Origin of the sequence: Coprobacter secundus subsp. similis, assembly GCF_015097275.1 — a bacterium.
GTDB classification, from domain to species: Bacteria; Bacteroidota; Bacteroidia; order Bacteroidales; family Coprobacteraceae; genus Coprobacter; species Coprobacter secundus.
Genome location: NZ_AP023322.1, coordinates 813,889 through 826,567, shown reverse-complemented (window position 1 = coordinate 826,567; position 12,679 = coordinate 813,889). Strand labels below are relative to the sequence as shown.

Annotated in this window: 9 protein-coding genes; 3 read left to right on the top strand and 6 right to left on the bottom strand. The window is 34.3% G+C overall.

The window, feature by feature from the left end:
• Position 1: 1 nt before the first annotated feature.
• Genes Cop2CBH44_RS03050 through Cop2CBH44_RS03040 form a run of 3 tightly spaced genes read right to left on the bottom strand, consistent with a single transcriptional unit; the run spans position 2 to position 5,668 of the window.
• Positions 2-1,378, bottom strand: coding sequence for a TolC family protein (locus tag Cop2CBH44_RS03050; RefSeq protein WP_021930205.1), 1,377 nt, complete (start codon positions 1,376-1,378; stop codon positions 2-4).
• Positions 1,379-1,404: 26 nt separating this feature from the next.
• On the bottom strand, positions 1,405-4,551 hold the full coding sequence (locus Cop2CBH44_RS03045; RefSeq protein WP_021930204.1) for an efflux RND transporter permease subunit: 3,147 nt from the start codon (positions 4,549-4,551) through the stop codon (positions 1,405-1,407).
• Positions 4,552-4,567: 16 nt separating this feature from the next.
• Positions 4,568-5,668, bottom strand: coding sequence for an efflux RND transporter periplasmic adaptor subunit (locus Cop2CBH44_RS03040; protein WP_200755533.1), 1,101 nt, complete (start codon positions 5,666-5,668; stop codon positions 4,568-4,570).
• Between the two features lie 250 nt (positions 5,669-5,918).
• Between Cop2CBH44_RS03040 and Cop2CBH44_RS03035 the strand changes: the two genes are divergently transcribed.
• Together Cop2CBH44_RS03035 and Cop2CBH44_RS03030 are read left to right on the top strand one after the other, a co-directional pair.
• Positions 5,919-6,926 carry a sensor histidine kinase gene (locus tag Cop2CBH44_RS03035; protein ID WP_021930202.1) on the top strand — a complete coding sequence of 336 codons (1,008 nt, stop codon included), beginning with the start codon at positions 5,919-5,921 and terminating at the stop codon, positions 6,924-6,926.
• Complete coding sequence (locus tag Cop2CBH44_RS03030) at positions 6,923-7,633, top strand: LytR/AlgR family response regulator transcription factor (protein WP_021930201.1); 711 nt, start codon at positions 6,923-6,925, stop codon at positions 7,631-7,633. Before Cop2CBH44_RS03035 ends, Cop2CBH44_RS03030 begins: the two co-directional genes overlap by 4 nt.
• A gap of 60 nt (positions 7,634-7,693) precedes the next feature.
• Here Cop2CBH44_RS03030 and Cop2CBH44_RS03025 read toward each other — a convergent pair whose 3' ends face one another.
• Genes Cop2CBH44_RS03025 through Cop2CBH44_RS03015 form a run of 3 tightly spaced genes read right to left on the bottom strand, consistent with a single transcriptional unit; the run spans position 7,694 to position 11,473 of the window.
• On the bottom strand, positions 7,694-9,472 hold the full coding sequence (locus Cop2CBH44_RS03025; RefSeq protein WP_021930200.1) for a chloride channel protein: 1,779 nt from the start codon (positions 9,470-9,472) through the stop codon (positions 7,694-7,696).
• A 9-nt stretch (positions 9,473-9,481) separates the two neighbouring features.
• A complete protein-coding gene (locus tag Cop2CBH44_RS03020; protein ID WP_021930199.1) occupies positions 9,482-10,903 on the bottom strand; it encodes a sugar transferase in 1,422 nt (473 codons plus the stop codon).
• A 6-nt stretch (positions 10,904-10,909) separates the two neighbouring features.
• On the bottom strand, positions 10,910-11,473 hold the full coding sequence (locus Cop2CBH44_RS03015; protein WP_021930198.1) for an L-threonylcarbamoyladenylate synthase: 564 nt from the start codon (positions 11,471-11,473) through the stop codon (positions 10,910-10,912).
• 524 nt (positions 11,474-11,997) lie between these two features.
• On the opposite strand from Cop2CBH44_RS03015, the gene Cop2CBH44_RS03010 reads away from it, so the two are divergent.
• Complete coding sequence (locus Cop2CBH44_RS03010; protein ID WP_200755532.1) at positions 11,998-12,549, top strand: DUF4468 domain-containing protein; 552 nt, start codon at positions 11,998-12,000, stop codon at positions 12,547-12,549.
• Positions 12,550-12,679: the final 130 nt, after the last annotated feature.

Here is a 12,679-nt window from a genome sequence, read left to right as displayed (position 1 = left end):
TTTAATTATTCTTTATATCGTTTCCTCCTCCTAAAGCATGATACAGATTAATTACGCCTTGTATTTCATCAAAACGGTCTGATGCGACAGTTAATTCTGCTTGTAATAAAGACTGACGGGCAGTCAATACTTCCAAATAATTCTGTGAACTATGAAGCATCAACAGTTCAGAGTTACGAACGACATTTTGTAATGATTCTATTTGTTGCTCTGCTAGTTTCAATCGCTGACGCGCCGTTTGCCACTGTACCAAAGCATCGTTTACTTCTTTTCCTGCATCTAACAGACTTTGACGAAAAGAAAGTAAAGCTTCTTCTTGTTGTGCTTTTGCAACTTTCAGATTTGCAATATTATTTCCTCGGTTAAAAAGAGGCTGAACTAAAGAACCAACGGCTGAAAGTAACCATTGTCCCGGATTTGTTATAGCAGAACCGGCTGTATTAGTCCATCCTGCAGATCCACTCAATGTTATTGAAGGATAAAATGCAGACCGAGCCTGGTTTGTTATATAATATGCTTCTGCTAATTCTGCTTCTTTTTGTTGAATATCTGGACGGTATTGAAGCAACTGTAAAGGAACTCCAACTGAAAAAGTTTCGGGAAAGGATTGTTTATTTAATGTAGAACGAACTATTGCTTGAGGAGCAATACCTAACAAAGAAGAAAGTGAATTTTCCATCTCAGATATTTGTTGTTGAAGGGATAATAAAGATGCATCTACAGATAATTTACTTGCTTCTGTCTGTGCTACTGCCATCTCTGTGGATTGTCCGGCTTTTTTTAAAGCTTTCATAACCCTTAAATTTTCAGCCCAATTTTCAGCTGTTCGTCTACTGATACCCAATTGTTCATCCAACATCAATAATGTATAATAACTATTAGCAATAGTTGCAATTAACTGAGTTTGTACAGCTTGGCGATAAGCCTTGCTCTGTTCCAGTACAGTTTTGGCTCCTCGTTTAGCATTCGTCATTTTACCAAAAATGTCCAATTCCCAATCGGCTGTTACAGCTAAATTATACGTTTTAGTTACTTTGCTGTTTTCTGTTTTAGACAGAGACCCTTGGGGAGATAAAGATAAAGAAGGCAAATAGGCCAATTTAGATGAAAGCAACAATGCTTCTGCTTCTTTTACTCTCAGACGTGCTATATTCAAATCCGTATTGTTACGAATTCCCATTTCAATAAGCTCCTGCAATCGAATATCTGTAAACAGTTCCCGCCATGAAAGGGTTGCTAACGATACAGTATCTTCAGTTACTACAGGACGACGATAAAGACTATCGACTACCGTCATATCAGGATGTTCATAAGCTTTATAGATATGACAGCTCCCTAAGCCTATCGACAAAAATAAACATATAATTATTTTTTTCATATAATTTTCATTACATATAGAATTAATTATTCTCCTTTCTCTACCACTGGATGCCTACGTACAGGCATTAACCGTTCCTGTAAATATTGAAAAACAATGAATAAGACCGGAACAATAAACAAAAGGGCTATAGTTCCTATCAACATTCCACCTACAGTGGCTACCCCAATAGAAATATTTCCATTAGCTCCTACACCGGTAGCAAACATCATAGGTAACATACCAAAAATCATAGTAAGTGATGTCATCAATATAGGACGTAATCTGACTTCTGCTGCAGATACTGCCGCTTGGGTGATTGTCATTCCTTGATGGCGACGCTCAGATGCATACTCTGTTAATAAAATAGCAGTTTTAGCCAATAGACCGATCAACATAATCAATCCTGTTTGCATGTAAATATTATTTTCTAAATCGAACATTTTCGCAAAAAGGAAACTCCCTGCCAATCCAAATGGAACAGAAAGAATAACGGCTATCGGGATAAATAAACTCTCATAAAGAGCACATAAAATGAGATAAATGAATATTATACAGATAATAAATACCAATGCTGCCGTATTGCCAGTAGAAGCTTCTTCTCGAGACATACCTCCGAATTCAAATCCATATCCGGCTGGTAATGTCTGTTCTGCTACTTCTCGTACAGCTTGGATAGCTTGTCCAGAACTATAGCCTGCTGCAGGAGTACCGTTGACGGTAATAGCGGAAAAAAGATTAAAACGGGATAAAGTCTCTGCACCATATACGCGTGTCAATGTCAAATATTGGCTAATGGGAGACATTTCTCCGTCTGTATTACGAACAAATATGTTGTTCAATGCTTCGGTATCTAATCGAAATTCAGGTGAAGCTTGTACCATCACACGATATAATTTTGAGAATCGATTCATATTTGAGGCATAATTTCCTCCGACATATCCAGATAAAGTACTCAATACATCTGCAGGAGATACTCCATTACGTTTGCAAAGCGCAGCATCTACTTCTACTAAATATTGAGGATATTTCGTATCGAATGACGTTGTGGCTCGGGATATTTCAGGTCGTTTATTCAGAGCATCAATCATTTGTCTGGTATATTTCAGTAAATCATCAATACTTCCACCTTTCTGGTCCTGTACATATATTTCAAACCCACTGCTCACTCCATATCCTGGAATCATCGGCTGGGCAAAAGCCATAATTTGGGCTGATGATATATCATCGGTACGTCGATATATTTCATTTATAACAGAATTTATATCATCACCTTTTTTTGTACGTTCATCCCATTGGCGCAATCGGATAATAAACATTCCATTTGAGGCACCTTGGCCACTAATCATCCCGTTACCTGTTACTTTGGAATACATTCTGACCTGAGGTATGTCTTTAATGCGCCTGTCTATCTCATCCATAACTATTTTAGTTTCTTCTAAATTACTTCCTGGAGAAGTACGTACGTCCACAAAAATAGTACCCATATCTTCTTGTGGAACCAATCCAGTCTTTGTTGTTTTCATAAATATGAGCAAACCGGCACAAGCAATGACTAATAAGGCTGCAGCTACCCATTTGTGCTTTAAGAAAAAGAAAACACCTGTCTTATATTTCAACACTAAACGGTGGAAAGCAGTGTCAAATGCCATATGAAATCGTGATGAGAAACTCATTTTACCACCATTCACTGCTACAGAGTGAGGTGTCATAATCAAAGCGCAAAGAGCAGGACTCAACGTCAGAGCATTAATCATGGAAATAGCAACAGCAACAGCCATAGTTAATCCAAATTGGGTATAAAATGTACCTGTAGTTCCCCCCATAAAACATACTGGAATGAATACAGCCATAAAGACAAACGTCGTAGTAATCAATGCCGATGTAATTCCGCCCATTGCATCAATAGTTGCCAAATAAGATGATTTATAACCTTCATCAAATTTTGCCTGAACAGCTTCTACTACCACAATAGCATCGTCGACGACTGTACCAATTACTAAAACTAAGGCAAATAATGTCAACATATTCAGACTGAAGCCTGCGACATAAAGAAATGCAAAAGTTCCGATCAACGATACAACAATAGAAATTGCAGGAATAAACGTAGAACGCATACTCTGCAAAAATACATATACGACTAAAATTACTAATATAATGGCCTCAATTAAGGTTTTTATGACATTGTGGATAGAAGCGTCCAAAAAGTCTTTTGTACTCATCAAATCGACCAACTCCATTCCTTTCGGCAAAGTTTTTGAAATTTCTGCTACAACTTTGTCTATTTCTTCTATAATTTCATTGGCATTTGATCCTGAAGTCTGAGCAATCATACAGTTAGACCCCGGATGCCCATTTACCTCTCCAATATAAGTATATGTCCTAGAACCTAATTCAATACGTGCAACATCTTTCAATCTCAAAACCTCACCGCCAGAAAGAGAACGGATTACTATATTTTCATAATCTTTTTCCTCTTCATAACGTCCGCGATATTTTAATACATATTGAAATGTATTTTTAGACTCTGCACCTAATGTCCCGGTAGGGGACTCCAAATTCTGTTCGTCGAGAACTGTTGTAATATCTGACGGTATCAAGCCATATTTGGCCATTTTTCCCGGGTCAAGCCAAATACGTAATGAATAATCAGAACCCATTACGTTTACTTCTCCGACACCAGCAATACGCGAAAGTCGCGGTTCTATATTAATCTTCAGATAATTATTCAAGAAACTTTCATCAAAAGTATTATCAGGACTATAAAGAGCCAATGCCTTAATGTTACTTGTCTGCCGTTTTCTGACGGTAATACCACTACGAGTAACTTCTGCAGGTAAAAGTCCTTGTGCTGAAGCAATACGATTTTGTACGTTCACTGTTGCCATATCAGGATCTGTTCCCTGTCGGAAATAAATAGTAACTCTTGCAGAACCTGTATTAGTTGCAGATGACACCATATACATCATATTCTCAACACCATTAAGAGCTTCCTCTAAAGGTACGACAACACTTTTCTGCACAGTCTCAGCATTAGCCCCGGTATAACTGGCCGAAACGCTAACAGTGGGAGGTGCTATTTCCGGAAACTGTTCGACAGGTAATTGAGAAAGACCAATAAGCCCTACTATAAGAATAACAACAGAGATAACCATTGCCAAAATAGGACGATCTATAAATGTTTTTATTTTCATAATAGTATTATTATCATTATTTGGTCGGTTGACTTTCAATTACAGTTCCTTCACGTACCAGTCCGGCACCTTCAGCAATAATAACATCTCCTGGCATAAGTCCAGACTCTACAATATATTCCGTACCATTGTTCAATTTAAAAAGTTGTACTGGTACTGATTGCGCTTTACCTTCAACAACTTTGTAAACAAATGCCCTATTCTGTAATTCATATGTGGCTGCTTGAGGAATAACGATGCAATTTTTCTTAACTGTCGGTATAATGACTTTCCCGCTTCCTCCATTACGCAACAATTTTTCTGGATTTAAAAAGCTAGCCCGTAAACTAATCGCACCGGTATTTTCATTTACAGTACCACTGATAGCATTTATTTTCCCTTTATGGGAATAAGTGTCACCATTACTTAGCTCTAATTCCACATTTGGCATTTGTAACATAGCTTTTTGTAGAGAACCATATTGTTGTACCAAATCTAATATTTGATTCTCACTCATTGAAAAGTAAGCATATACTTCTTCATCATCTGATACGGAAACAAGGGGTTCATTAATATTGCTGCTAACTAATGCTCCTACACGATAGGGTATCATACTGGCAACTCCGTTTACCGGACTTTTTACCTCCGTATACGAAAGATTGTTGCGTGCATTTATTTCCTGGGCTTTAGCTTGGGCCAATGCAGCTTGGGCTTCGGCTTGTGCATTCTCTGCCGTTTGCAAATCAAATTCTGATATAACTCTTTCTTTATAAAGTTCTGCTTTACTTTTGGCTGTCAATTTCGCTGTCCGAAGTTTTGCTTCAGCACTTTTGACATTGGCTACGGCTGTTTCTAATGCAGCTTTATAAGGAACTTGATCTATGACAAACAATACCTGCCCTTTATGCACAATGTCCCCTTCATTGATACGGATTTCAGTAATAATGCCACTTACTTGAGGTCTTATTTCTACATATTGACGACCTCGAAGAGTCGCTGTGTAATCAGACTTTAATGTCTGATCTGCTTGAACTATAGTAAGCGTTTTGTAAGTAGCTTTTGTCTCCGTCTGCCGGGAATCTTTACAAGAATAAAAAAACGGAAGGCAGGCAACAATTAAAATGAGAACTTTTTTCATTGTTACAATTTTATAGTAATAAATTAATTTGTTTTTATTCGCACTCTTTCTGGTACATACATGAGTAACCAAATCTATAAATTATTACAGAATAAAATAAAAAAGTATTGATAAACGACAAAAATGTAGTGTCAAACAACAATTCTCAGGAATTGGACATTTCATAGCAATATTATATCTTTGTCATTATGATGATGGTCTTACAAAAATTTTCTAGTCTCCTTTTTCTTCAAAATATAGACAATATGCAATGAAATATACAACCATAAATATCTGTATAAATCTATTGTTTTGCCTTGTTATTTTACCGCTTATTATTATGCTGGTACCCGTAGACAAATGGTTAGAACATAACACGGCTTTTTTGATAACTCTTATTTTCTATTTGTACTTTACTTATTTCGTCTATCGCAAGGCCAAGCTTCCATCATTACTTATGCACAAAAAGTATGTACATGCTGCTATTTTGATGGTAATACTTATCGGGATTACTGTCATGATGTCCCACTTTCCTTTTCCACCAGTGGAAAATAATGCTGATATGCATCTTTTTGAAGCAAGGAAACACATTCGTATTCAAACCGTTTGGTTTTTCTTTTTAATAGTTACAGGATTCAGCCTATCTATAGAACTTACTTATGAACTTTTCAGACAAATACTCTTAAAACAAGAAATTGAGGCTGAAAAAAATAAAGCGGAATTAGCTCTTTACAAAGCTCAGATCAATCCGCATTTTCTTTTCAATACTTTAAATGCTCTTTACGGTTTAGTACTGACAAAATCTGATAAAACGGAATCTGCTTTCATTAAATTTTCTGAAATTTTGAAATATATGTACGCATATACTACATCTGAGACTATCCCTATCAGTAAAGAGATAGATTATATTCAACAATATGTCGATTTACAATCATTGCGGTTGAATAAGCATACACAAGTCTCGTTTGAAACGCAAACTGATGATGAACAAATATTAATCCCTCCGATGATTCTTATAACCTTTATTGAAAATGCCTTTAAATATGGAACATCGTCCGATGAAGATTGTTCTATACTTATCCGTATTATTATCAAAGATGGTAATTTGATATTTCGGACAGAAAACGCCATTATGAGAAATAAAAAGGATAATGATTCTGCTATAGGTATAGAAAATTGTCGGAAAAGATTAGAATTACTATATCCTGGGCGTTTTACTTTATCTACTTCTAAAATAGAAAATCTGTATAAAGTCCAATTGACAATACAATTAAGATGAAAAAAATAAAGTGTATAGCTATTGATGATGAGCCTCTTGCGTTATTAGTCATCAGCCAATTTTGTGAAAGGAAAGGTAATATAGAATTGACGACCTATTGTGAACCTAAAATCGGATTAGAAGAAATTATCAGGAAAAAACCGGATTTGGTTTTTCTTGATATAGAGATGAACAGCATCAGCGGATTAGATATAGCTCACATATTGCCTCATGATACATGTTTTATATTCACAACAGCTCATGCCCAATATGCATTAGATGGTTTTGACCTTAATGCAACAGACTTTTTGCATAAACCTTTTTCTTACGAACGTTTCGAAAAAGCTATCGAAAAAGCTTTTCGTTATATAGAAAATATTCCAAATAGAGTGACAGAAACCATTATAGTCAAACAAGAATATAATAATATTTCTATTGCTATTTCGGATATTTTATATATTGAAGCGATGGAAAACTATATAAAAATATTCCGTGTAAATGATAATTATATTTTAACTCATACGAATCTGAAAAATATACAGAAGATGCTTCCTGAAAATAAATTTATCAGAATTCATAGATCATATATAATACCAATTGAAAAAGTAGAAATATTTTCTAAAAAAGAAATAAAGTTATCAGGAAAAGAAACTCCGTTACCTATAGGAAGGCAATTTTCTAATAATGTATATAATATACTTACGGGTAAAAATATCGAATATCATTAAAAGTAGAAAAACAGAATTTTACGATAATTCTGTTTTTCTACTTTTAATTTAGTCTTCTGTTTAGTCTTCTGAAAAGTGTACAAGAACTCGGCGATAAGAATTGAAAATTTTTGATTTCGATACAAAGCCTACATAGTGTCCATCTTCTACTACTGGCAAATTCCAAGCGTTTGTGTCGTCAAAGACTTTCATAACTTTATCCATTGTCATACCTACCTCTATTTTTCCCGGAGGACTTACCATAAATCTACGTACATACATGCGATTGTATAATTCAGGCCTAAACATAATATTACGTATATCATCTAATAATACTATTCCCAGCAAAGTATTGTCATCATCTACAACTGGGAATACATTTCGATGAGCATTAGAAATAACCTTTACCATATCACCCAAACTCATTTCAGGTTTTACAGAAAGAAAATCTTTTTCTATCACGCTATCCATCTTAAGAAGAGTCAATACAGCTTTATCTTTATGATGAGTAAGTAACTCTCCTTTTTTTGCTAAACGCATTGTATAAATACTGTGAGGTTCAAATATTTTAATAGTACCGAATGCGACTGTGGAAGTTATCATCAATGGAAGGAATAAGCTGAAACCTCCTGTAAGTTCCGCTGTGAGGAAGATTGCCATCAATGGTGCATGCATAACTGCAGACATCACTCCGGCCATTCCCATAAGAGCAAAATTTTTCTCCGAAAGTGGAATAATATATCCAAAATGATTAAGTACAAACGCAAACAAGAATCCGGCCATACATCCTACGTAAAGACTTGGCGCAAATGTTCCACCCACACCACCACCACCATTGGTAGCTGCTGTAGCAAATACTTTTATCAAAACGATCAATGCTAAATTGAGAAATAATACCCAAAAATTATTTCGCCAAGGATAAAAAAAACTACCATCGGTCAAAGCCTGTGGATTACCTTCTAACAAACTATGTATCGATTCGTAACCTTCTCCATAAAGTGGCGGTAATAAAAATATGCATAAACTCAATATAATCGAACCAAATCCGAATTTAAACCATGGTTTACCTATTTTTCTGAAAATACTTTCAAGCCAATTTATGACACGCGTAAAATATAATGATACAAAACCGCAAAATATACCGAGTAGTATAACATAAGGTACACGCTCTATGACAAAGGGCTCAGGGGCAAAACTGAATTGTGCTGCTGAACCATTTAATATATAAGTAATAGTCGCTGCTGTAGTAGAAGATATAAGCAATGGCATCACAGAAGCAGTAGTAAGGTCGAGCATAAGAACTTCAAGAGTAAATAGCAATCCGGCTATAGGTGCTTTAAATATCCCGGCTATACCTGCTGCTGCTCCACATCCAACCATCAGCATAAGTACTCGTTGGTCCATACGGAACAGGCTACCTATATTAGATCCAATAGCTGCTCCCGTATAGACAATTGGAGCTTCAGCACCAACTGAGCCACCAAATCCGATGGTAATAGAACTGGCTACTACAGAAGTATACATATTATGAGGTTTCAATCGGCTTTTTCGTTGCGAAATAGCATATAACACTCGAGTAACACCATGACTAATATCGTCTTTTACAACATATCGAACATATAACCCAGCTAATAATATTCCGACAATAGGGTATACCAAATATAAGTAATTGGCCCCACTAATTGAAAAATGCTCAGTCAATAAATTTTGAATTGAATGAATCAAAAACTTCAAAACATATGCAGCTAAAGCAGCCAATATACCAACGACAAAACTCAGAATAAGAATAAAATTTTTTTCTTTTATATTCTTTTCACGCCATATAAGTAACTTCAAAAACCAATCAGTTTCCTTTTTCATAAATTATCCTTAAATGCCTTTTCCGGTTACTACCGTCTTTATTGTATATATAATTATTTTAAAATCAACTATTAACGACATGTTTTCAAGATACAATATTTCATATTTAAGCCGTTCTATCATTTCATCTATATTTCGGGCATATCCAAATTTTACCATCCCCCAAGATGTTATACCTGGACGTATTTGATGTAATAAAGAATAATGTGGAGCCCTTTTTATAATTTGTTCTATATAATAAGCTCTTTCAGGACGAGGTCCGACAAGAGACATATCCCCGATAAAAACATTCCAGAATTGCGGTAATTCATCAATACGATATTTACGCATAAAATGGCCAAAAGGTGTAACACGGTCATCATTTTCACGAGATAGGGCAGGACCGTTCTGTTCTGCATTGACACGCATCGTTCTAAATTTATATAACGTAAATTCTTTTCTTCGATAACCCACTCTTTTTTGCCGGTAAATAACCGGACCTTCAGAACCTAATTTTATTTTTAAGGCAATAATAAGGGCAAATGGTGATATTATAATAAGAGCAATGAAAGATATCAAAATGTCTAACAAACGTTTGATATTTTTTTCACATTCGGATAAAGAACATTTACAAATATCAATAAATGGTTTGCCATATATGTTTGATAGTTTTACTCTTGTGGTGAGCATTTCAAATTCATTTACTTGTAACTGTATTGGTAAATTATATGGATACAGACGATTTACTGTTTTATGTAAAGCTCTCTTATTCTTACTATCTAATGCAATAATAAGTTCTTCTACATTATGCTCTTTAATGACTTTTTCCAAATCCTCAATGTTATAAATAGGGCAACCTCCGATTGAAGAATATTGTTCATTTTTCTCTTCAGGTATACGAACAAATCCAACAACAAGGAATCCCAGCGAACGGTCCATTTGCATTAAGTCTAACCATAGAGCCTTGGCCTTTTTACCAGAACCGATAATAAGTGTATTAAACCCCCAACGTTTTCCATGAATGCGTCGAGTAGCTCTTTGTGTAATAAATGCCCGACAGATGTAAACACATACAAAATTGAAGACAAACATACCTACCAACAATTCGTAACTATTTACCGGTAATCGCTGTATATCATTTATTAGTGCTATAAAAAAAATAATTAATACACCTATTGCTACAGAGAATAATGTCGTAAAAAATTCTCCTAATCTCGATTTCAAAAAAGGACGGTTGTAATATCCGGAAAGATAAAAAATAAATATAAAAAGTAATGGGAACAATATCTGTCCTTCAATAACTCGATGGTATCCCAAGAAACTTTTTATATTACTAAAGCCGACTACAGGCGAAAATACATAGTAACGAAACACATTGAATAAAAACCAACCTATATTGGCAGAAAAAATATCTCCAACAACATATTTTATTATTTGCTTCGTTCTTCTCATCGGCAATTAAGGTCTCAATATTTTTATTACCCCTCCTGTATCCAATTTTATAACGCTTGAAGGTGCCGGTCTGGAAACATCTTCCTGCCGATATTGGACAATATAATCTACTGCATTTTTTATTACATCAGGAATTTCTGAAAAATTCACTGGAGTAGGCATTCCACTTACATTGGCCGAAGTAGATACAATTGCTTTTCTAAAACGGTCACATAACTTTTTAGAAAATTCTTCATGTGTAACTCGTATTCCTACGCTACCATCCTCAGCTAATAAATTGGTAGCCAAATTTCGTGCATTAGAATATACCACAGTAAGGGGCTTATTTGCCAATTCAATAAGATTCCAAGCTATCTCAGGAACATCACGAACATAAAAATCTACTTTTTGTGGATTACCAACTAACACGATCAAAGCTTTACTGTCAGCTCTTTTTTTTATTTCATATACCTTTTTTACAGCTTCTTCATTTGTAGCATCACAACCAATTCCCCAAATTGTATCTGTAGGATATAAAATGACCCCTCCTGCTTGCATCACTTCGCAGGCATTTTTTATATCATCTTCCATTTATTTTGTAAATTTCATTATAAAAATCTTTTATCAAACTTTCTTTGTTACATTGGGCAAATTTAGTGAATCGGATTCCGATAACAAAATAAATTTGAAATTTGTCGCTAATTGTACTAATGACAGTATTATTTATCGAAGTTTTTCAGTTTAAACGAATAATCTAAAATTGTATTTGTGGCACGAGAATCTATTAAAAAAATGTTTTGTAATCGAAACATAAATATATTTACTCATTTAATGGATTCTTATCTGTTAAGTTATAAATGATTTTTCCGGGATAGAAAATGAGTTTATTTCCGAAAATTTAAATTTCTGTGTTTGTTTATCGAATTTTATTTTTAGAATTATTTTTGTATTCCTTTTAATACATTGATTCAATTATTATTGAGTTAATTTTGAGGAAAGTTTCAGGTAAGGTAGTGGAATAATAAAATGAGATTTTATTTTGTTTTTTTGATTTTTTTTACAAAATTGCAATTATTAATAATAACAAACATATTTACAAACCAAAAATCAATTTTATGAAGAAGTTTTTATTTTTATTACTTATTATTGTGGGATGTTGCTTTTCTTCTCACAGTCAAGAAAAATTAACATTCAGCAAAGTTATTGAGGCTAAAGATGTAGATAAAACAAGTATTTATTTTTCTTTACGAGATTGGATATCAACCTATTATCGAGATACCCAAGAGGTTTTACAAATGGATGACAAAGATGCGGGGATTATTATAGGTAAAGCTATTTTCCTGTATTCAATGAATAGACCGGCTTATAGTGCTTATGATGGAAAGATATGGTATTCTATTAAATTGCAAGTTAAAGATGGTCGATTTAAAGCTGAAATGTCAAATTTTGTTCATGAAAACGAAAAAGGTAATGCGCCAGCTTGTAATTTGGGACTAATTACTACTGCAGAAAATTATACAGACAAAGGTATGCAAAAGTCTTTCCATAACAAAGTTTGGAAAGATATAAAAATAAAAAGTGAACAAGAATCGAATAATATATTTTCAGATTTAGAAAAGCTAGCTGCCTCAATGAAACCGATTAAAGAAGACTCTGATGATTGGTAATTGATTTTAATATTAGACATTATTTTTGTAATATTAAATTATATTTTCCTTTACAAAAACTGATTATTATTATAAGTCAATAGTCGCTGAGTAAGGTTATTGATTGGAATATTAATAGTTTTTTGTGCCT

Bases quoted from the DNA above. Each gene is read 5' to 3' on its own strand.
- Cop2CBH44_RS03030 (WP_021930201.1), top strand. From the start codon at position 6,923: ATGAAAAAAATAAAGTGTATAGCTATTGATGATGAGCCTCTTGCGTTA.
- Cop2CBH44_RS03015 (WP_021930198.1), bottom strand. From the start codon at position 11,473: ATGGAAGATGATATAAAAAATGCCTGCGAAGTGATGCAAGCAGGAGGG.
- Cop2CBH44_RS03020 (WP_021930199.1), bottom strand. From the start codon at position 10,903: ATGAGAAGAACGAAGCAAATAATAAAATATGTTGTTGGAGATATTTTT.
- Cop2CBH44_RS03010 (WP_200755532.1), top strand. From the start codon at position 11,998: ATGAAGAAGTTTTTATTTTTATTACTTATTATTGTGGGATGTTGCTTT.
- Cop2CBH44_RS03040 (WP_200755533.1), bottom strand. From the start codon at position 5,668: ATGAAAAAAGTTCTCATTTTAATTGTTGCCTGCCTTCCGTTTTTTTAT.
- Cop2CBH44_RS03050 (WP_021930205.1), bottom strand. From the start codon at position 1,378: ATGAAAAAAATAATTATATGTTTATTTTTGTCGATAGGCTTAGGGAGC.
- Cop2CBH44_RS03025 (WP_021930200.1), bottom strand. From the start codon at position 9,472: ATGAAAAAGGAAACTGATTGGTTTTTGAAGTTACTTATATGGCGTGAA.
- Cop2CBH44_RS03035 (WP_021930202.1), top strand. From the start codon at position 5,919: ATGAAATATACAACCATAAATATCTGTATAAATCTATTGTTTTGCCTT.
- Cop2CBH44_RS03045 (WP_021930204.1), bottom strand. From the start codon at position 4,551: ATGAAAATAAAAACATTTATAGATCGTCCTATTTTGGCAATGGTTATC.